Consider the following 19956-nt stretch of genomic DNA (forward strand, 5'->3'; position numbering starts at 1 on the left):
CGCATGAGCGATCCGAAAGACGGTGAGAGTTTCTTTCGCAAGGTCGCCCGCTTCGTCACGAATCCGACGACCGACTGGGCCGAGATCAACTCCCGCCAGGACGACCCGGAGAGCGACCTCAAGAAGGCCGAGGTTCGCGCCATGGTCGAGCGCAAGCGGCGCAACGATTTCGTGCGCAAGCGCGAGCTCGACATGCTGCGCCGCATCCGGCGCGAGGGGCTGACGCCGGAACAACTGGCAGCACTGGGCTCCTCGTCCTCGCGGCTCGACGAGGTCGAGCGCACGAACAGCGAGCTGAACTCGAATTCGAAGATCGATCCCCGCGTCAAGGACAAGATCGACGCGATCGAGCAGCAGATGGTCGGCGAACGCAACTTCCCGAGCACGCAGGTGCAGGGCCAGCACCCGCCCGGCTTCTTCGAGACCAGCACGCGGCCGATCCACTTCGCTGCGACGACAGTCGAGCCCACGTTGCCGTCCCAAGGACAGGCCTCCGCGCCGCCGCCCCCATTTGCGCCGCAGGTGTCCGCACGCGAGCCGGCGCCGGCCTTCGCCCCGCCGACGCCCGCTGCGCTGTCCCCCGCCTACGCGCCGTTCGCCAACACGCCGGTCGGCAGCGCGCCGCCGGGTCGCTCCGATGCGCGCGTCAGCCAGTTCTCGTCGCGCGAGGAGATGAACCGCCTCGAGGCCATGCCGCCGCCGGCCGCGGTGACGATGGGCGCTGGCATGTCGCCGCTGTCCGATGCCAAGAGCGCCAGCCTGCTACCGCCCTCGCTGACCGAGGACCTGCCGCCGCTGGAGATGACCTTCTCCCCGCTGCCGCCGGCGCCAACGCCTGCCGCTGCGTCGGCGGCCGGTTCATCGCCCGACCTGTCGCTAAGCTTCAGCGTGGCCGAGAAGCACATCGCCTCGGACCTGAACGAGCTGGTGCACGATCCCGAGCTGGACGAGGCGGTCATCGCCTTCGCCAACGCCGACTACGAGACCAGCGAACGCATCCTGACCGAGCTGACGCACAAGGGCGGGCAACGCCATACGCACGGCGAGACCTGGCTGGTGCTGTTCGACCACCACCGCGCCACCGGCGCGCAGGCCAAGTTCGAAGCGCTGGCGCTGGAGTACGCGCAGCAGTTCGGCCTGTCGGCCCCGCAATGGTTCTCGATGCCCAAGCTGGTGGCCGAGGCGGCCAAAAGCGTGCGCGCACCGATGGGCCGTTCCGGCAGCGTCGGCTGGACGGCGCCCGAGTTCCTGCAGGCCGAATCGGTCCGGCAGTTGCAGGCCCGCTGCGAGAACCTGCCGATGCCCTGGGTGCTGGACTGGGCGCCGCTGCGCCAGCTCGACATCGAGGCCTGTGACGCGCTTCGCCAGCTGTTCCGCCAGTGGGCCGAGCAGCAGATCGACATGCGCTGGCTGGCTGGCGACCGCTTCCTGCAGTTGCTGAAGGACCAGTCGCCGGTGGCCGTGCGCGACGTCGACCCGGCGCTGTGGATGCTGCGGCTCGAAACGCTGCGCCTCGTCAACCGGCCCGACCAGTTCGACGAGACCGCCATCGACTACTGCGTGACCTACGAGGTCTCGCCGCCGTCCTGGGAGCGCTCGAAGTGCCGCGTGCGCGTCAGCGGCCAGGGCCTGTCGACCAGCAGTTCGCCGCCGACCAGCACCCTGCCCGCTGGTGAGGCACCGACCACCAGCTTCATGGAGTCGCAGATCAGCGAGCAGACGCAGATCCCGACCACGATCCAGCTGGAACTGAGCGGCCAGCTGAGCGGCGACATCTCCGAAACGCTGCGCTTGATGACCACCGAGATCGGCGCCGCGCCGATCGTCGACGTGGCCTGCACGAAGCTGATCCGGCTGGACTTCATGGCCGCCGGCGACCTGCTGAACTGGGTGCTCGCCCGCCGCGGCGAGAACCGCTCGGTGGTCTTCACCGAGGCCCACCGCCTCGTCGCGCTCTTCTTCGGCGCCATGGGTATCAACGAACACGCGCGCGTAAAGATCCGCCAGGTCTGAAGCCGCTCCGGCGCTCCGTTGTTGAATACCGGGGCGCCGCCCCCATCCAGGAAGTCTATGGACCAACAACAATCACCCGTCTATCACGGCACGACCATCGTCAGCGTGCGCCGTGGCAATCAGGTCGCCATCGGCGGCGATGGCCAGGTCACGCTGGGCACCATCGTCGTCAAGGCCAGCGCGCGCAAGGTGCGCAAGCTCTATCACGACAAGGTGCTGGCCGGCTTTGCCGGTGCCACGGCCGACGCGTTCACCTTGTTCGAGCGCTTCGAGGCCAAGCTGGAGAAGCACCAGGGCCACTTGGTGCGCGCGGCCGTCGAGCTGACGCGCGACTGGCGCACCGACCGCGTGCTGCGCCGGCTGGAGGCGATGCTGGCCGTCGCCGACAAGACCGCCTCGCTGATCATCACCGGCAACGGCGACGTGCTGGAGCCCGAACAGGGCATCGTCGCGATCGGTTCCGGCGGCGCCTATGCGCAGGCCGCCGCCAAGGCGCTGCTGAACCACAGCGAGCTGAGCGCGCAGGACATCGTCAAGCAGTCGCTGGTGATCGCCGGCGAGATCTGCATCTACACGAACCTGAACCACACGATCGAGGTTCTGGAATGAGCTCGATGACGCCCCAAGAAATTGTTTCCGAACTGGACCGCCACATCGTCGGCCAGAACAAGGCCAAGCGCGCCGTCGCGATCGCGATGCGCAACCGCTGGCGCCGCCAGCGCGTCGACGAGAAGCTGCGCGGCGAGATCACGCCGAAGAACATCCTGATGATCGGCCCCACTGGTGTAGGCAAGACCGAGATCGCGCGCCGCCTGGCCAAGCTGGCCGGCGCGCCTTTCGTCAAGGTCGAGGCGACCAAGTTCACCGAGGTCGGCTACGTCGGCAAGGACGTGGACTCGATCGTGCGCGACCTGGTCGAGGTGGCGATCAAGCAGGAGCGCGAGGTGCAGATGCGCGTGCAGCGCACCCGCGCCGAGGACGCCGCCGAGGAGCGCGTGCTCGACATCCTCGTGCCCGGCAGCGACGCCGAAAACCCGACCCGCCAGGCCATGCGCAAGCGCCTGCGCGAAGGCGCGATGGACGACAAGGACATCGAGGTCGAACTGCTCGAAGCCAAGCCGACGATGGAGATCCTCGGCCCCCAGGGCATGGAGGAGATGGCCGAGCAGCTCAAGGGCATGTTCGCCAACCTCGGCGGCAACAAGCGCAAGGCGCGCAAGCTGAAGATCGGCGAGGCGATGAAGCTGCTGGTCGAGGAAGAGTCCGCCAAGCTGCTGAACGAGGACGATATCAAGACCGCCGCGCTGGCCGCTGCGCAGGAGATGGGCATCGTCTTCATCGACGAGATCGACAAGGTCGCCAGCCGCGCCGAGCACGGCGGTGCCGACGTGTCCCGCCAGGGCGTGCAGCGCGACCTGCTGCCGCTGGTCGAGGGCACGACGGTCAACACCAAGTACGGCATGGTGAAGACGGACCACATCCTCTTCATCGCCTCCGGCGCCTTCCACCTCTCCAAGCCCAGCGACCTGATCCCCGAGCTGCAGGGCCGCTTCCCGATCCGCGTCGAGCTGGATTCGCTGTCGGTCGAGGACTTCGAGGCCATCCTGTCGAGCACGCACGCCAGCCTCGTCAAGCAATACCAGGCGCTGTTGGCGACCGAAGGCGTGGCGCTGACCTTGCAGCCCGACGGCATCCGCCGCCTGGCGCAAATCGCCTTCGAGGTCAACGAGCGCACCGAGAACATCGGCGCGCGGCGCCTGTCCACCGTGATGGAACGCCTGCTCGACCAGATCAGCTTCGATGCGCCCAACCTCGGGGGTCAGGCCGTGAGCCTCGGCGCGGAAGAAGTCGACGCCAAGCTCGGCGAGCTGGCCAAGAACGAAGACCTCTCGCGCTTCATCCTCTGAAGCGAAGCGCCGCCGCCGGCTTGGCGCTTGGCTAGAGCGCCAGCCGGTGCGACTGCAGCGCCAGCAGCCCGTCGAACAGCAGCGGCTCGATCAGTTCGTGCGCCACGGCGTCGAGCGCGGGTGAGACCTTCCAGCCCGCGCCACCGGTCATCAGCGTCAGCGGCTCATGGCCCGCGCGCTGCGTCAGGTGGCGGTGCATGCGCTCGATGGCGCCGGTGATCGCGTAGTTGCCGCCGCTGGTCAGTGCGTCCGAGGTGTTGGTCGGGAACTCCCGCACCTCGCCGGTCGGCACGCGCAGGCCAGCCGTGCCGCCTTCCAGCGCGCGCAGCATGATGCCGTGGCCTGGGAGGATCAGGCCGCCGAGGAAGTGGCCGGCGGCGTCGATGGCGTCCACCGTCACCGCCGTACCCACCATCACCACCAGGCAGGCTCGCTCGACGCCGCGCTGCAGCACGTGCCAGCGCGCGCCGATGTGGGCGACGAAGCGGTCGGTGCCGAGGCGGGCCGGGTGGTCGTAGCCGTTGGTCACCCCGCCGGCAGCGGCACTGGAGACGACCCAGCGCGGCGTGATGTCCCACAGCTCCAGTTGCTCCTCGACACGGCGGCGTACCGCGTCGCCGGCCACATTGCAGCCGAGCACGCTGTGCGGCACCGGCAGGCCCTTCCAGTCGCCCTCAGCCAGTTGCTCGATGTTCTCGAGGAACACGGCACCATGCGCGAGCGTCGCTGCACCCGGCTGGGGCGAGGCATAAAGCGCCCACTTGAGGCGGGTGTTGCCGATGTCGATGGCCAGGAAGCTCATGGAAGGGAGAAGTGTTGAAGATGACAACTTTGGCAGCCTAACAGCATCCCGCGGTGTCATCAGCGCTTCAAATTGGGGCGCTAGGCGCCGATACTTCCTCTGAGAGACACACGGACCCGGAAGCTCAGCGCGCGCAGTCTATCGGGTCAGAGACGCGACAACCCCAGACAAGAAAGCAAACGATGAAATCAATGTCCATCGCGGCCAAGCTCTGGCTGCCCGTCCTGGTTCTGGCGATCGTTGTCGTGCTGATGACCGCGGCCTCGTCGATACGCACGCGCGGCCTGCTGGAGCAGGCGCAGACCCAGCAGCAGGAGCAGCAGCGCAAATTCGAACTCTCCCTGCGCTGGCGCGGCCTGACCGAGACCAACGCCGCCCGCGCGGCCGCGGGCATCCTCAGCGCCGATCCCGCCGTGGCGCAGGCCCTGAAGCCCGAGATCGACGCGACGACGGCCAAGATCTCCGAGATGCAGAAGGAGATCGACGCAATCGCGGTCAGCGAGGCCGAGAAGACCGCGTTGGCCAAGATCGCTGCGAAGCGCACGGACTACATCGCCATCCGCGGCGAGGTCACCAAGCTCAAGGCTGGCGGCGATGCCGCCGGCGCCAACGCCGCGTTGAAGGAACGGATGCTGCCGGCCGTCGCCAGCTATCTGGACGCCCAGCAGGATTTCGCCAACCTGCAGAAGGACCGCTCGGACGCGCTGCGCCAGGAAGCCGGCGACGCGCGCATGCGCAGTGTCTGGATGTCCGGCGGCATCATGATCGTGATCGTGATCGGTCTGGCCGTCGGCACCTTGCTGCTGGTGCGCGAGATCAGCCGCCCGCTGGCCGAGCTGGCCAGCCAGGCCGAGCGCATCGGTGGCGGCGACCTCAGCGGCCCGATCGACACCGCGCGCAAGGACGAGATCGGCGGCGTGCAGCGCGCGCTGGCCGCAATGCAGGACTCATTGAACCGCGTCGTCGGCGAGGTGCGCCACAGCGCGGACAGCATCCAGACCGCCAGCTCCGAGATCGCCACCGGCAACCAGGACCTGAGCCAGCGCACCGAACAGACCGCCTCCAACCTGCAGCAGACCGCCAGCTCGATGACGCAGCTCACCGGCGCCGTGCGCCAGAGCGCCGACAGCGCCGCCACGGCTAATCAGCTGGCAGCCAACGCAGCGCAGGTCGCGCAGCGCGGCGGCGAGGTCGTCGGCCAAGTGGTCTCGACGATGGACGAGATCAACGCCAGCTCAAAGAAGATCAACGACATCATCGGTGTGATCGATGGCATCGCCTTCCAGACCAACATCCTCGCGCTGAACGCCGCGGTGGAGGCCGCGCGCGCCGGCGAGCAGGGCCGCGGCTTCGCCGTCGTGGCCGGCGAGGTGCGCAGCCTCGCACAACGCAGCGCCGAGGCGGCGCGCGAGATCAAGGCGCTGATCGGCAGCAGCGTCGACAAGGTCGAGACCGGCGCTCGGCTGGTTCAGGACGCGGGCAGCACGATGACGGAGATCGTCGCCAGCGTCGGCCGGGTCGGCGACATCATCGGCGAGATCCGCGCCAGTACCGTCGAGCAGAGCGACGGCATCAGTTCCGTCAACGGCGCTGTCGGCCAGCTGGACCAGATGACGCAGCAGAACGCGGCGCTGGTCGAGCAGAGCGCGGCCGCCGCCGAGTCGCTGCGCGAGCAGGCGCGCAAGCTGGCCGGGCTGGTCAGCGGCTTCAAGCTGCAGGATGGCGGCACGCGCGTCGCCGTGGCACTGGCGCCGGCGCCGATGCCCGCGCGTGCGGCCTCGCCCGCACCGGCTGCGGTCAAGAGCGCGAGCAAGCCGCTCGCCACTGCAGTCGCCAAGAAGGCAGCCGCGAAACCTGCCGTCAGCGCGCCCCGCCCCACCAAGCCCGCGGCAGCCCCCGTCGCGCCAGCGCCGGCGCCGTCCGACGGCGATTGGGAAACCTTCTGATCAGAGCTTGCCCAGCCCCTGCAGCGCCGCGTGCTGCAGCAGCATGATCGTCTTGCCGTCCTGGATGCGGCCATCGGCCACCATGGCCAGCGCCTCGTCCAGCAGCAGCTCCAGCACTTCGATGTCCTCGCCCTCGCCGGCTTCACCGCCGCCCTGGGTGACACGATCGGCGCTCTCGTAGGCGGCGACGAAGAAGTGCAGCTTCTCGGTCACCGAGCCGGGGCTCATATAGGCCTCGAAGACCTTGCGCGGCTGCCGGATCCGGTAGCCCGTTTCCTCGGCGGCCTCGCGGCGGATGCAGGTCTCGGGCTCGTCGCCGTCCAGCAGCCCCGCGCAGGCTTCGATCAGCATGCCGTCCGCGCAGCCATTCACATAGGCCGGCATACGGAACTGCCGCGTCAGCACCACCGTGCCCGCCGCCGCGTTGAACAGCAATAGCACCGCGCCGTTGCCGCGGTCGTAGGTCTCGCGATGCTGGCGCTGCCAGCTGCCGTCGCTGCGACGCCAGTCGAAGGCGATCGTCTTCAGCGTGTACCAGTTGTCGGAGAGCAGGCGTTCCTCGATGACGCGCACTCGGTCGTTTTTCATACAAGCACTTTCATGTATAAACGTGCAATTTCGTGCAATCACTGTAGACCATGCTGACCGTTCAACGCAAGCAGTTGCTGATGTCCCGCCTGGCCGCCGAGGGCCGACTCGTCGCCAAGGACCTGGCCGCCGAGCTGGAGACCTCCGAGGACACGATCCGCCGCGACCTGCGCGAGCTCGCTGCCGCCGGCAAGCTGCAGCGCGTGCACGGCGGCGCCCTGCCCGCCTCGGCCGCGCTGGCCGACCTGCGCGGGCGCGAGAGCGTCTCGGTGGACGACAAGGTCGCGCTGGGCCGCCACGGCGCCGCGCTGATCGAGGACGGCATGGTCGTCATCCTCGACGGCGGCACCACCGCGATCCAGCTCGCCCGCCAGCTGCGCCCCGGCCTGCGCGCGACCATCGTCACGCACAGCCCCAACGTCGCCATCGAGGCGGCCGTCCATCCCCAGCTGGAGATCCTGGTGCTCGGCGGCCGGCTGTTCCGGCACTCGATGGTCAACGTCGGCGCCGCAGTGATCGACGCGGCCTCGCGGCTGCGCGCCGATCTCTACTTCATGGGCGTCACTGGCGTGCACCCGGAAGCGGGCCTGACGACCGGCGATGCCGAGGAGGCCGCCGTCAAGAACGCGCTGCACAAGCGCACGGCGGAAACGGTGGTGCTCGCCTCGGCCGAAAAACTGCTGGCCGCCTCGCCCTTCCTGGTCGCGCCGCTGGGCGAAATCGCCCGCCTCGTCGTGCCGGCTGCCACCCCTGCCAAGACCTTGCGTGCGCTGAAGGTCGCTGCCGTCAGCGTCGAGCGCTGCGAAAGGACATGACGATGACGACGCACTCTGCGATCCGCCAGCCCCAGGTCTGCGTGTTGGGCAGCGCCGAGCCCGGCTCCGCCGCCTACGAGCTGGCCGGCGCCGCCGGCGAACTGATGGCGAAGCTCGGCATCACCCTGGTCAGCGGCTGCGGCAGTCCCGCCACCCGCGTGGCGGCGGAGCGCGCGGTCGCGGCCGGTGGCCGGGTGCTGTCCATCATCCCCTCCGACCAGATGCCACCACCCGACTGGCCCGCCACCATCGTCGTCCCCTGCGGCATGGGCGATGCGCGCAACCTGCTGATGGCGCTGGCCGGCGACGCCTGCCTGGTCATCGGCGGGCGCGCGGGCACGATCTCGGAGGTCTGCCTGGCTTGGTTGCACCGCCGGCCGCTGCTGCCGCTGGTGGGTTGCGGCGGTTGGTCCGACAGGCTGCTGGACAACCCACCGGATGAGCGTCGCAACTCGCCGATCCTGCCTTGGGGCAGCGTTGGGGAGTTGGAGTGGCGGTTGCGGGAATTGACTCTGGTCTGAGCTCTCTGCGGCGGTCTTTTGCTACGGTGCCGGGTCTCGCCCCGGCGGGCGACTCACTTTCTTGGGCGCCCAAGAAAGTAAGCAAAGAAACCGCCCCTGCTGCGCCGCCCTCCGCTTCGCTGCGGGTCCCCTGCGATGCTCGAAGCCCGGGGCCGCGCCAAACTCGCTGCGCTACGCTCCGCTCAGACAAGCGGCGCGAAGCATGTCTACGAAGCGCGCTTCGCGCGCGCCCCGGACTTCTGTGCTTCTCGGCGGCGCAGAAGGGGAACCCCCAACAGCCGAATACCCGACGACTCGCCGCGCTTCGTGCATTTGGCTGTTCGGGCCCCTTGTGCAGCCGCCGAGAAGCGCAGCGGCTTGGGACCGTGAGCGAAGCGAACCTCGTGATCTGACTTCGCGCCGTCTGTCTGAGCGTAGCGCAGCGAGTTTGGCGCGGAGCCCAAGTCGCGAGCATCGCAGGGCACCCGACCCCAGGGAGGGCGGCGGAAGCAGGGTCGCCTTTCTTTGCTTACTTTCTTTGGCGAAGCAAAGAAAGTGAGTCGCCCGCCGGGGCGAGTCCCGGCACCGTGGCGAACGACAACACCACGCCAGAACTACCCGTCACCCCAGCTCCAACGCGCTCGTCAGATCCCCCAGCAAGACCTGCCCCCGCGCCCGCATCGCATCGTCCCTCCGCTTCACCCCAGGCAGCGGCTCCAGGCCATGAACGCGGGTGATCAGACGAATGATGGCGTTGGTGTCCATGTCGGTGTGGTCGACGACACCCTTCTTCGCATGCGGGGAGATGACGATGGCCGGGATGCGCGAGCCGGGGCCCCAGCGGTCGCCCTCGGGCGGCGCGACGTGGTCCCACCAGCCGCCGTTCTCGTCCACCGTGACGATGACTACCATGTCGGACCACTGCGGGCTTTTCTCCAGCCGCTCGATCACGTGGGCGATGTGGGCGTCGCCGCTGGCCACGTCCGCATAGCCGGCGTGCATGTTCAGGTTGCCCTGCGGCTTGTAGAAGCTGACGGCGGGCAGCTTGCCGGCGTCGATGGCGGCGAGGAAATGATTGGTCCTCGGGTCGTCGCCGAGGCCTGCGTCGCGCAGGTGCTCGGCGCGGGCCGCGGTACCGGGCGCGTAGTTGCGGTAGTAGTTGAAGGGCTGGTGGTGCTCCTGGAAGTTCGGCACCTCGCCGTCGCCCTGCTGGCCTTCGTGTGCCAGTGCCGCGGCCCAGGCGCCGCTCCACCAGGCCCAGGAGATGCCCTTGGCGGAGAGGCGGTCGCCGATCGTCGCGTCCTCCTGCGGCGGCAGCACGCCGGGGTTGCGCGGATCGGCCAGCGCGGGGTCGCCGCCGGGCGCGGGCTTCACGTAGCTCGGCTGGTAGGGCGGCGCCATCGTGTTGACGGCGTAGCCATCCGGCGTCAGCGTGCCGTCGCGCTCGAAGCGCGGCGGGCCGTCGAGCGCCGAGGCCGGCGACTCCTTGCGCAGCTTCAGCCGCGTGCCTTTCGGGTCATCGCCCTCGACCTCGCAGATCAAGCGTTTGACCGGACCGTCCTTCGCGTCCTTGACGAAGGGCGGCTGAGCCGAGATCAGGAAGATGTGGTTCATCCACGAGCCGCCGAAGGCGGACATGAAGAAGCGGTCGCACAGCACGTAGCGCTTGGCCACCTCGGCCAGCTTCAGCGAGCCGCTGCCGGGGCCGTAGTGGCCCATCACCAGCGCGCCGGAATCGCCCCAGGCGACGAACTGGTCGTTGCGCCCGCCGTTGATCTGCATCTGGTTCTGGTAGAAGCGGTGCGTCAGGTCGCGCGTGATGACGCCCAGCGGCAGCGGCTTGCCGGCCGCATCGGCCAGTCTGAACGGCGCGTTCGGCAGACCGGCGATCTGCGACTCGTCGATCGCATAGGGCGTGCCGTCCACCGTCTGCTTGTGCGGCACCAGGCCTCCCCAGATCTTCGGCAGCTGCGGCAGCGGCGCGCCGTCGCGGTCGCGCTGGGCGGCGCGTGCGCGGGTGATGTCGGCCAGCGGCTGGGCCTGGCCGGGAAACTGCGCGAACAGGTTGTTGAAGCTGCGGTTCTCGCCGTAGATCACCACGATGGTCTTCACGCGCTGGCGCAGCGCGCGGTCCTCCGCGGCCGCTGCGGCGGCCACGGCAGCGGCATCCACGCCCAGCAGGCCCGCGCCCGCCGCGGCCAGCGTGCCGACGAGCACACGGCGGCGCTCCGGGTCGAATGGCTGCTGCAGGTCCTGGTCGTCGCTCGTCTTCATGATGGTCTTGTTCCCTTCCGCCGCTGGGGCGGGCTCATCATAAGGACAGCGCTGGATGAGATTCAGCGCGGCCGCACCGACAGGCGCAGCGAGTCCTCGGGGTAGTAGCGCTGGAACTCCCTCCAGGCGGCGCCGGACTTGGCGAGCTGCACCAGCCCCGCCTCCAGCACCTGTCGATCGGCCACACCCAGCTTGGAGCGGTTGGACAGGTAGACGCCACTCTCGCCCCAGCCGAGTTCCTCCACCGTCGACACCTGCACGCGCGGCAGCCAGTCCTTCAGCCGCGCATCGCCGCGCAGCGCACCGGTGACGATGGTGGGCGCGACGATGGCCAGATCCGCCAGGCCGGCGTCGAGCATGCGCACCAGCGAGATCGGGTCGGTCGCCTGCTGCAGCCGCCCCTGCGCGGCCATCGCGGCCAGCAGCGACTGGTAGGCCTCGCCATAGTCGTAGCCCCGCACGACGGCCAGGCGCAGCTCGTGGTGCTGCTGCAGATCGGCCAGGCTCTGCAGCTCAGGCAGCGGCGGGCGCGCGGCACCGCGGTCCAGGCTCACCAGCGCCGCGCGGCTCTGGAACAGCGGCACGAAGACACCGTACTGGTCGCGCCGCGGCGAGCGCCGCGCCGGCAGCAGGATGTCAGCCAGGCCGCTCTCGAACATCAGCTCCTGGCGCGCACGGGGAACGACGGTGAAATGCAGGTCGCAGCCCTCGCCGCTGGCAACATGGCGCATCAGCTCCGGGTAGATGCCGCCCACCTGGCCGTTCGCGGCCACGGTCACGCCCAGGCCGATCGGTGCCACCGGCACCTGCAGCACGCGAGAACAGCCGGCCTGCGCCGCCAGCACGCTTGCCAGCAGCCCCAGCGCCGCCACCGCTGCGATCGCCCGTCGGCGGCCGCTCATCGCCCGAACCTTCCTCGTGCCCGCTGCGGGACCATAGTGCGCTTGAATAAGTCGTTATGTCCTCCATTGTCGCGGACATCGCTGCAGCGCCTCGTTTCAGTTGTTCCACCTCGCCTCGCGGGCCGGGTCTTGCGCGGCCTCGATCGCGGCGCGCCACGCCGGCGCGAGCGCCACCACCTCGCCGATCACCAGCAGTGCCGGCGCCTTCACCTGCTCCCGCGCGATCGTGTCGGGCAAGGTCGCCAGCGTGCACAGGAACTCGCGCTGCTGCGCGGTGTGCGCAGCGCAGACCACCGCGGCCGGCGTATCCGCCTGCATGCCGGCGGCGAGCAGCGCAGCGGCGATATCGGCCGCCTGGGTCACGCCCATGTAGACGACCAGGGTCAGCCCGCTGCGCGCCAGCGCCGCCCAGTCGGGCGAGCGGCCGCCCTCGCCGTTGTGGCCGGTGACCAGCGCGACACCGGGCGTGCAGCGCCGGTCGGTGACCGGAATGCCCAAGCCGGCCGGCCCGGCCAGGCCCGAGGTGAGGCCGCTGACGATCTCGACCTCGATGCCCGCGGCACGCAGCGCATCGGCCTCCTCGCCGCCACGGCCGAAGACGAACGGGTCGCCGCCCTTCAGACGCACGACGCGCGCGCCCTTGCGTGCCTCGCGGATCATCAGCTCGTGGATGAAGCGCTGGTCGGTGGAAGGCTTGAAACCGCGCTTGCCGACCTGCAAAACGCGCGCATCCGCCCGCGCCAAGGTCAGCACGCGCGGGTCGACCAGCGCATCGCACAGCAGCACGTCGGCCGCCTCGATCCGCTTCAGCGCGCGCACCGTCATCAGCTCCGGATCGCCGGGGCCGGCGCCGACGAGGCTGACGGGATGGAGCATCTTCTGGCTGTCGTTCATGTCGTGGCCTCCTCGGGCTGGACCTGCGAAACGAGCCGGCGCAAGGCCGGCAGGCACGAACCGCACTGCGTGCCGCAACGCAGCCCCGCCTGCAGCGCAGCAAGGCGCTCGGTGGCGGAGCCCGCACAGCGGCCGAGCTGCTCGCGGATGCGGGCTTCCGAGACGTCGAAGCAGTTGCAGACCTGCGGGCTGCGCGGCGGCGCGGCGGCCGTTGCATCCGCGGCTTCCGGCGCCAGCAGGCGGCGGCCGAACGGCGCTACCGGGCGGGCCTCACGCCATAGCGGCAGCAGCCACTCCGCCGTGCCGGCCTCGCCGACCAGCAGCAGCGCGCTCAACGTCGCCTCCGCACCTTCGCCGTCCAGTCGCAGCAGCCGGCTGCGGCCGCGGCGTGCGTCGGCATAACGCAGCAGGCCGACGCCGTGCAGGCCCAGTGCCGCAGCCAGCCGTTGGAGCGTGGTCGCGGCCGGCGGCTCCGCGCAGGCCGCCTCGAAGCTCCAGCCCTCGCGGCCGTCCGGTCCAGCGACCGGTACGCAGTGCGCATAGTCGAAGGCCGTCAGCAGCTCGCGCAGCAGCGCACGGTCCGCCGACCAGGCGGCACCGCTGACTCGCCAGGGCAGCGCCAGCTTCTCCAGCGACACGGCCGTGAATTTCAGCTCCGGCTGCTTGGCATCGGGGCAGAAGCCGGGCTGGGTCAGGGCGTTGATCCCGCCGGCCCCGCCGACGAACTCGCCCCCCCAGTGCATCGGCACGCTCGCCTGCATGGACGCAATGGCCGCGTCGCCGCGCAGGCGCAGCACGAGCGCGCCGCGGGCGGAGGTGATACGCACGTAGTCGCCTTCGGCGAGGCCACGGCGCGCCATGTCCTGCGGGTTCAGCGACAGCGCGGGCGTGCCCTCGTGGCCGAACAGGCGCGGCACGACGCCGCTGCGGCTCATGCCATGCCACTGGTCGCGCAGCCGGGTGGTGGTCAGGCTCCACGGGCGGCGGGCATCGGCCGTGTCCAGCGGCGGCTTGAAGGGCTTGGCGACGAAGCGCGCACGGCCATCGGCCGTGGCGAAGCGGTGGTCCGCGTAGAGCCGCTCCGTCCCCTGTCCATCGACGAAAGGCCACTGCTGCGGGCCGCGCTCGTCCAGCAGCGCGTAGCTGAGGCCGGTGATGTCGAGATCGCGGCCGCGCGTGGCCTCGCGGTGTTCGAGCCAGAGCTGCTCGGGTGTATCGGCGCCGAGCGGCATGCCCATCGCGCGAGCAATGTCCGCGGCGATGCGCCAGTCGGCCCGCGCCTCGCCCGGCGGCGGCACGGCGGTGCGCACGCGGCTGATGCGGCGCTCGCTGTTGGTCACCGTGCCCTCCTTCTCGCCCCAGGTGGCGGCCGGCAGCAGGTAGTGAGCGAAGGCCGCGGTGGCCGTGCCGGCGAAAGCCTCCTGCACGATGACCAGCTCGCAGCGCTCCAGCGCCCGGCGCACCAGTGCCTGTTCCGGCAGCGATTGCGCCGGGTTCGTGCAGACGATCCACAGCGCCTTCACCTCGCCGCGCTCGGCCGCCTGGAACAGCTCGATCGCCGTCTTGCCGGGTGTTTCGGGCAGCGCACTGTCATCGGCCATGCCCCACAGCCGCGCGATCTCGGACCGGTGCGCGGCATCGGCTGGATCGCGATGGCCCGGCAGCAGGCTGGCCATGCCGCCGGCCTCGCGGCCTCCCATCGCATTGGGCTGGCCGGTCAGCGAGAACGGGCCGGCACCCGGCCGGCCGATCTGCGCCGCGGCCAGATGCAGGTTGATCAGCGCGGTGTTCTTGGCCGTGCCACTGCTGCTCTGGTTCATGCCCATGCAGTACAGCGACAGCGTAGCCGGCGAAGTGGCGAAGCACTGCGCGGCTTGCAGGATCTGTTCCTCGCTGACGCCGCAGATCCGCGCCGCCTCGCGAGGCGGCATGTCGCGCACCAACTGTTTCAGCGTGGCGAAGCCCTCGGTGTGGGTAGCGATGAAGGCGGTGTCGACCCAGCCTTCCCAGATCATCGCGTGCAGCATGCCGTGCAGCAGCGCGACGTCGGTGCCGGGCTGGATCTGGAGATGCAGGTCGGCGAACTCGGCGCTCTCGGTGCGGCGGGGGTCGACGACGATGATCTTCATCTCGGGCCGCCGCGCTTTCGCGTCTTCGAGACGGCGGAACAGGATCGGGTGAGCCCAGGCCGGGTTGGCACCGATGATGAACACGCAGTCCGCCCGCTCGATGTCCTCGTAGCTGCAGGGCGGCGCGTCGGCACCCAGGCTCTGCTTGTAGCCGACGACGGCGGAGCTCATGCACAGGCGCGAGTTGCTGTCGATGTTGTTGGTGCCGATGACGGCGCGGGCCAGCTTGTTGAAGGCGTGGTAGTCCTCGGTTAGCAGCTGGCCGGAGATGTAGAAGCCGATGGAGTCGGGGCCGTGGGCGTTCTTGATCGCTTGCAGCTTGGCGGCGATTTCGGTGTTGGCTTCGTGCCAGCTGATGGGCAGGCCTTGGCGGGCGGGGCGCAGCAGGCGTCGCGTCTGCATCACAACGGGCGTGGCCGTCAGATGCAGGGTCGATCCCTTGGTGCACAGTCTGCCGAAGTTGGCGGGATGGTCGGGGTCGCCGCGGACGCCGGTGATTTGTGTAGCGTCGTGTTCGATGATGACGCCGCAGCCAACGCCGCAGTAGGGGCAGGTGGAGCGGGTTTCCATGTTCATGGTGTCTGGCCTACGTCCACGGTGCCGGGACTCGCCCCGGCACCGTCCCAAAAGACAAGCCCCCACATATCAGCACGCCCTAGTGCAAGGCCCCGCCTGCACAGGCAGCAAGCCGATCCCCACCGTATCCAGCTCATACTGATTCAACAGCACGCAGCCCTCCTCCACCCGAACACTGAACTTCCCCGTACACCCCTCATCCGGCGCCACCGCCTCCCCGCTGTCCAAACGAATCGTCCAGTTGTGCAGCGGGCAAGCCACGCTATCGCCGAAGACGATGCCCTGGCTCAGCGGACCGCCCTTGTGCGGGCAGCGATCGAGCAGCGCGTAGATGCGGTCGTCGGCCGTGCGGAAGATGGCGACTTGAGGCCCCAGCGGGCGTTGCACGCGGCGTGCGCCCAGCTGGGGGATCTCTTCGAGGCGGCAAACCGTTTTCCATTCGCTCATTTTTCGTCTCCTCACACCGCTTCGAATTGCCGGAGATCGACACGCGCTTTGTCGAACTCGAACCACGGATCCGGCTCCCCATCCAGCGCATGCTGCAACTCCGCCCAGAGCCCACGACGCAGCTCCGCGTCATCGAGGATCTTCTTCTTGACGTAATCGAGCCCGACGCGTGAGACGTAGTGCACCGTCCGCTCCAGGTACCAGCCCTCCTTGCGATAGAGCTGCATGAAGGCGCCCGTGTACTCCAGCACCTCCTCGGCCGTCTTCAGCTTGCAGAAGAAGTGCGCGACCTCGGTCTTGATGCCGCCGTTGCCGGCGATGTACATCTCCCAGCCGCTGTCCACGCCGATGATGCCGACGTCCTTGATGCCGGCCTCCGCGCAGTTGCGCGGGCAGCCGCTGACGGCGAACTTGACCTTGTGCGGCGCGTACATGCGCCACATCGCGCGCTCCAGGTCCTTGCCCATCTGCGTGGAGTCCTGCGTGCCCATGCGGCACCACTCGGAGCCGACGCAGGTCTTCACCGTGCGCAGCGCCTTGGCGTAGGCGTGGCCGCTGGGCATGCCGATGTCCTTCCACACCGCGGGCAGGTCTTCCTTCTTCACGCCCAGCAGGTCGATGCGCTGGCCGCCGGTGACCTTGACCGTCGGGATCTTGTACTTGTCCACCGCGTCGGCGATGCGGCGCAGTTCGTCGGCCGTGGTCTCGCCGCCCCACATGCGCGGGATCACGCTGTAGGTGCCGTCCTTCTGGATGTTGGCGTGGGACCGTTCGTTGATGTAGCGGCTCTGCGGATCGTCCTGCGCCTCCTTGGGCCAGGACGAGATCAGGTAGTAGTTCAGCGCCGGGCGGCAGGTGGCGCAGCCATTAGGCGTCTTCCAGTTGAGGAACTTGTGGACGTCGGCCATGCGCGTCAGGTGCTCGGCGAAGATCGCGTCGCGCACCTCCTGATGGCTGTGGTCGGTGCAGCCGCAGATGGCCTTCTTCTTCGGCGTGGCCGAGTAGTCGCCGCCAGCGGTGAACATGATCAGCTGCTCCACGAGGCCCGTGCAGGAGCCGCAGGAGGCGCTGGCCTTCGTGTGCTTGCGCACCTCTTCCAGGGTGAACAGGCCCTTGTCCTTGATCGCCTTGCAGATGGCGCCCTTGCTGACGCCGTTGCAGCCGCAGACCTCGTCCGTGTCGGCCATCGCGGCGGCCTTGTTGTGGCCCTGGTGGCCGACGTCGCCGATGTTCGATTCGCCGAACATCAGCTTGTCGCGGATGTCCGAGATCTTGCGGCCCTCGCGCAGCAGCTTGAAGTACCAGGAGCCGTCCACGGTGTCGCCGTAGAGGCAGGCGCCGACGAGCTGGTCGTCCTTGATGACGAGCTTCTTGTAGACGCCGGCGAAGGGGTCGCTCATCACGATCTCCTCGGTGCCTTCGCCGCCCATGAAATCACCGGCGCTGAACAGGTCGATGCCGGTCACCTTCAGCTTGGTGCTGGTCTGCGAGCCCTGGTAGCGGCCGATGCCGAACTGCGCCAGGTGCGTGGCGCAGACCTTGCCCTGCTCGAACAGCGGGGCGACGAGACCGTAGGCGATGCCGCGGTGCGCCGCGCATTCGCCCACCGCGTAGATGCGCGGATCGGTGGCCGTCTGCAAGGTGTCGCTGACGACGATGCCGCGGTTGCAGAGCAGGCCCGAGCGTTCGGCCAGCGCCGTGTTCGGGCGGATGCCGGCGGCCATCACGACGAGGTCGGCGGGAATCTCCTGACCGTCCTTGAAGCGCACGGCCATCACCCGTCCGTCCTTGTCGGGGATCAGCGAATCGGTCTGCGCGCCCATCAGGAAGCGCAGGCCACGTGCCTCCAGCGACTTGCGCAGCAGGTCGCCGGCCTGGTCGTCCAGTTGCCGCTCCATCAGCCAAGGGGCGATGTGGACCACGCTCACCTGCATGCCGCGCAACATCAGGCCATTGGCCGCCTCCAGGCCCAGCAGGCCGCCGCCGATGACGACGGCGTGGCGGTATTTAGTAGCAGCATCGATCATCGCCTCGGTGTCGGCAATGTCGCGGTAGGCGATCACGCCGTCCAGGTCCTTGCCGGGCACCGGCAGGATGAAGGGCGAGGAGCCGGTCGCGATCAGCAGGCGGTCGTAGGCGGCTTCGGTGCCATCGGCGCAACTCACCAGGCGGTTACGACGATCGATCTTGTCCACCGTCTTGCCGAGGTGCAGGGTGATGCCGTGCTCCTCGTACCAGGACAGCGGGTTCAGCACGATCTCTTCGAGCGTCTGCTCGCCGGCCAGCACCGGACTCAGCAGGATGCGGTTGTAGTTCGGATGGGGCTCGGCGCCGAACACGGTGATGTCGTAGAGGTCCGGCGCGATCTTCAGCAATTCCTCGAGTGTGCGAACGCCGGCCATGCCGTTGCCGATGAGTACGAGCTTGGGTCTCTTCATTTCGGGATACTCCGATTCCTATGAACATGGACATCGCGACGGGACAGGCCAGCGCGCAGGGGCCGCGCCAGCGCAACGAAGACTTCGCCGCCGTGCAGCGGCCGGCGGCCGGCGAGGAAAAGCTGGGCTGGATCGCCGCGCTGGCCGATGGCGTCAGCGGCGACGCGCCGATCGCCGGCGGCGGCCGCATGGCCGCGCAGACCACGGTGCTGGCCCTGATGCGCGACTGGCACGGCATCCCGGCCGACTGGGACACGCCCGCCGCGCTGGAGCGGCTGATCGGCGCGCAGAACCTGTGGCTGGCCGCGCACAACCGCCGTAACGCCCAGGCTGCACTGACCACGCTGAGCGCCGTGGTGCTGCGGGGTCAGGGCTTCACCTTGGCCCAGGTCGGCGACAGCCGCATCTGGCTGGTGCGCGACAACGCGATCCTGCAGCTCACGCAGGACCACGCGCTGCCGCAGCGCGACTTCGCGCGGCTGACCCGTGCGGTCGGCCTGGAAGACGCCCTGCACGTCGACTTCCTGCAGGGCGAGCTGCGCGTGGGCGACCGGCTGCTGCTGACCAGCGACGGCGTGCACGGCGTGCTCGACGCCCGCCAGCTGCGCGACCTGGCGACCGGCGACGACCCGCAGGCCGCCGCCGAGGCGCTGGTGGCCTCGGCGCTGGCCGCCGGCACGCACGACAACGCCAGCGCCCTGCTGCTGCACGTGCGCGGCCTGGCCGAGGCCGGCTTCGACGACGTGCGCGCCGCCGCCGAACGCCTGCCCACGCCCGGCGAGCTGATCATCGGCAGCCTGTTCGACGGCATGACCTTGACCGCCAAGGTAGCCGACAACGGCATCCACCGGCTGCTGCAGGCGCGCCAGCCGGACGGCCGCCTGGTCGCGCTGAAGATGCTGTGCACCGTGCGCGGCACCGACCCGGCCGAGCGCGCGATGCTGGCCCACGAGGGCTGGCTGGGCCAGCGGCTGGCAGGCGTCGAGGGCTTCGTCGCCGTGCACCCGGTCGACCCGGACGCCAGCCACTTCTACCTCAGCTTCGACTGGCAGGCCGGCCGCACGATGGAGCAGATGCTCGGCACGCGGCCGCCCCTGCCCGAGGTCATCGAGGCCGCACGCCAGCTCGCCACCGCGCTGGGCCGGCTGCACCGGCTCGGCGTGATCCACCGCGACATCAAGCCCGGCAACCTGCACCGCGGCGAGGACGGCCAGTGGCGCATCCTCGATCTGGGCGTGGCCCTGTCCGGCCGCGAGCCGGCGGCGCAGCGCGAACTGCATGCCGGCACGCCCAGCTACATCAACCCCGAGCAGTGGGACGAGCCACCGCGGCCCGCCGACGCCGGCAGCGATCTGTTCGCGCTGGGCGTGAGCCTCTACCAGTGGCTCACCGGTCACCTGCCCTACGGCGAAATCGAGCCCTGGCAGCGCGCCCGCTACCGGCGCGACCCGCGCGCACCCTCGCGGCTGGACGCCCGCGTGCCGCTGTGGCTGGACCGGCTGCTGCTGAAGGCGGTGGCGCTCGACCCGAAGCTGCGCTTCGAGACGGCGGAGGAGCTGCTGCTGGCGATCGAGCGCGGTGCGGCGCGGCCACTGAGCCCGCAGGCTGCCACGCCGCTGGCGCAGCGCGATCCGCTGGCGCTGTGGCAGATCGGCCTCGCGATGAGCGTGCTGCTCAACGCGCTGCTGATCGTGTGGCTCTTGTTCCTGCCGCGTTGACATGATC

At 69.4% G+C, this 19956-nt stretch carries 15 protein-coding genes; 7 read left to right on the forward strand and 8 right to left on the reverse strand.

Features of this window, described 5'->3' with window-relative positions; genetic code table 11:
* Positions 1–3 precede the first annotated feature (3 nt).
* The 3 genes from SNE35_RS06250 to hslU are packed head-to-tail and all read left to right on the forward strand — an operon-like array spanning position 4 to position 3920.
* Positions 4–2013 carry a hypothetical protein gene (locus tag SNE35_RS06250; protein WP_320422002.1) on the forward strand — a complete coding sequence of 670 codons (2010 nt, stop codon included), beginning with the start codon at positions 4–6 and terminating at the stop codon, positions 2011–2013.
* 57 nt (positions 2014–2070) lie between these two features.
* On the forward strand, positions 2071–2622 hold the full coding sequence (hslV, locus tag SNE35_RS06255) for an ATP-dependent protease subunit HslV (RefSeq protein WP_320422003.1): 552 nt from the start codon (positions 2071–2073) through the stop codon (positions 2620–2622).
* Positions 2619–3920 carry an ATP-dependent protease ATPase subunit HslU gene (gene hslU, locus SNE35_RS06260; protein WP_320422004.1) on the forward strand — a complete coding sequence of 434 codons (1302 nt, stop codon included), beginning with the start codon at positions 2619–2621 and terminating at the stop codon, positions 3918–3920. Before hslV ends, hslU begins: the two co-directional genes overlap by 4 nt.
* Positions 3921–3951: 31 nt before the next feature.
* Here hslU and SNE35_RS06265 read toward each other — a convergent pair whose 3' ends face one another.
* Positions 3952–4722 (reverse strand): type III pantothenate kinase, encoded by a 771-nt coding sequence (locus SNE35_RS06265; RefSeq protein ID WP_320422005.1) that lies wholly within the window; start codon positions 4720–4722, stop codon positions 3952–3954.
* Positions 4723–4904: 182 nt separating this feature from the next.
* Between SNE35_RS06265 and SNE35_RS06270 the strand changes: the two genes are divergently transcribed.
* Positions 4905–6668, forward strand: a complete 1764-nt coding sequence (locus SNE35_RS06270) for a methyl-accepting chemotaxis protein (protein ID WP_320422006.1) — start codon at positions 4905–4907, stop codon at positions 6666–6668.
* Here the strand turns inward: SNE35_RS06270 and nudK are convergent, their stop codons facing one another.
* Complete coding sequence (gene nudK, locus SNE35_RS06275) at positions 6669–7256, reverse strand: GDP-mannose pyrophosphatase NudK (protein ID WP_320422007.1); 588 nt, start codon at positions 7254–7256, stop codon at positions 6669–6671.
* A 50-nt stretch (positions 7257–7306) separates the two neighbouring features.
* Between nudK and SNE35_RS06280 the strand changes: the two genes are divergently transcribed.
* Complete coding sequence (locus SNE35_RS06280; RefSeq protein WP_320422008.1) at positions 7307–8071, forward strand: DeoR/GlpR family DNA-binding transcription regulator; 765 nt, start codon at positions 7307–7309, stop codon at positions 8069–8071.
* Between the two features lie 2 nt (positions 8072–8073).
* On the forward strand, positions 8074–8592 hold the full coding sequence (locus SNE35_RS06285; protein WP_320422009.1) for an SLOG cluster 4 domain-containing protein: 519 nt from the start codon (positions 8074–8076) through the stop codon (positions 8590–8592).
* Positions 8593–9192: 600 nt separating this feature from the next.
* On the opposite strand, the gene acpA is transcribed toward SNE35_RS06285, so the two are convergent.
* From acpA to nirB, 6 genes are all read right to left on the reverse strand, one after another.
* Positions 9193–10845 (reverse strand): acid phosphatase, encoded by a 1653-nt coding sequence (gene acpA / locus SNE35_RS06290; protein WP_320422010.1) that lies wholly within the window; start codon positions 10843–10845, stop codon positions 9193–9195.
* A 62-nt stretch (positions 10846–10907) separates the two neighbouring features.
* Positions 10908–11747, reverse strand: coding sequence for a substrate-binding periplasmic protein (locus tag SNE35_RS06295; RefSeq protein ID WP_320422011.1), 840 nt, complete (start codon positions 11745–11747; stop codon positions 10908–10910).
* A 96-nt stretch (positions 11748–11843) separates the two neighbouring features.
* Positions 11844–12641 (reverse strand): uroporphyrinogen-III C-methyltransferase, encoded by a 798-nt coding sequence (cobA, locus tag SNE35_RS06300; protein WP_320422012.1) that lies wholly within the window; start codon positions 12639–12641, stop codon positions 11844–11846.
* Entirely contained in the window at positions 12638–15346 is a 2709-nt protein-coding gene (locus SNE35_RS06305; protein ID WP_320422013.1) for a nitrate reductase, read from the reverse strand. The genes cobA and SNE35_RS06305 overlap by 4 nt, the downstream gene beginning before the upstream one ends.
* Positions 15347–15415: 69 nt before the next feature.
* Positions 15416–15793, reverse strand: coding sequence for a nitrite reductase small subunit NirD (nirD, locus tag SNE35_RS06310; RefSeq protein WP_320422014.1), 378 nt, complete (start codon positions 15791–15793; stop codon positions 15416–15418).
* 11 nt (positions 15794–15804) lie between these two features.
* Positions 15805–18231 carry a nitrite reductase large subunit NirB gene (nirB, locus tag SNE35_RS06315; protein WP_320422015.1) on the reverse strand — a complete coding sequence of 809 codons (2427 nt, stop codon included), beginning with the start codon at positions 18229–18231 and terminating at the stop codon, positions 15805–15807.
* A 20-nt stretch (positions 18232–18251) separates the two neighbouring features.
* Between nirB and SNE35_RS06320 the strand changes: the two genes are divergently transcribed.
* The gene (locus tag SNE35_RS06320; protein WP_320422016.1) at positions 18252–19949 is read left to right on the forward strand and encodes a bifunctional protein-serine/threonine kinase/phosphatase; all 1698 of its coding nucleotides are present in this window, start codon (positions 18252–18254) and stop codon (positions 19947–19949) included.
* Positions 19950–19956 lie beyond the last annotated feature (7 nt).

It is taken from the genome of Roseateles agri, from assembly GCF_034043675.1.
Taxonomy (GTDB): Bacteria; Pseudomonadota; Gammaproteobacteria; order Burkholderiales; family Burkholderiaceae_C; genus KK5.

Excerpts from the sequence above, each read along its gene's own strand:
- SNE35_RS06250 (WP_320422002.1), top strand. The coding sequence starts at position 4 with ATGAGCGATCCGAAAGACGGTGAGAGTTTCTTTCGCAAGGTCGCCCGC.
- acpA (WP_320422010.1), bottom strand. The coding sequence starts at position 10,845 with ATGAAGACGAGCGACGACCAGGACCTGCAGCAGCCATTCGACCCGGAG.
- nirD (WP_320422014.1), bottom strand. The coding sequence starts at position 15,793 with ATGAGCGAATGGAAAACGGTTTGCCGCCTCGAAGAGATCCCCCAGCTG.
- SNE35_RS06265 (WP_320422005.1), bottom strand. The coding sequence starts at position 4,722 with ATGAGCTTCCTGGCCATCGACATCGGCAACACCCGCCTCAAGTGGGCG.
- nudK (WP_320422007.1), bottom strand. The coding sequence starts at position 7,256 with ATGAAAAACGACCGAGTGCGCGTCATCGAGGAACGCCTGCTCTCCGAC.
- hslU (WP_320422004.1), top strand. The coding sequence starts at position 2,619 with ATGAGCTCGATGACGCCCCAAGAAATTGTTTCCGAACTGGACCGCCAC.
- SNE35_RS06270 (WP_320422006.1), top strand. The coding sequence starts at position 4,905 with ATGAAATCAATGTCCATCGCGGCCAAGCTCTGGCTGCCCGTCCTGGTT.
- SNE35_RS06295 (WP_320422011.1), bottom strand. The coding sequence starts at position 11,747 with ATGAGCGGCCGCCGACGGGCGATCGCAGCGGTGGCGGCGCTGGGGCTG.
- SNE35_RS06285 (WP_320422009.1), top strand. The coding sequence starts at position 8,074 with ATGACGACGCACTCTGCGATCCGCCAGCCCCAGGTCTGCGTGTTGGGC.
- SNE35_RS06280 (WP_320422008.1), top strand. The coding sequence starts at position 7,307 with ATGCTGACCGTTCAACGCAAGCAGTTGCTGATGTCCCGCCTGGCCGCC.
- hslV (WP_320422003.1), top strand. The coding sequence starts at position 2,071 with ATGGACCAACAACAATCACCCGTCTATCACGGCACGACCATCGTCAGC.
- SNE35_RS06305 (WP_320422013.1), bottom strand. The coding sequence starts at position 15,346 with ATGAACATGGAAACCCGCTCCACCTGCCCCTACTGCGGCGTTGGCTGC.
- cobA (WP_320422012.1), bottom strand. The coding sequence starts at position 12,641 with ATGAACGACAGCCAGAAGATGCTCCATCCCGTCAGCCTCGTCGGCGCC.
- nirB (WP_320422015.1), bottom strand. The coding sequence starts at position 18,231 with ATGAAGAGACCCAAGCTCGTACTCATCGGCAACGGCATGGCCGGCGTT.
- SNE35_RS06320 (WP_320422016.1), top strand. The coding sequence starts at position 18,252 with ATGAACATGGACATCGCGACGGGACAGGCCAGCGCGCAGGGGCCGCGC.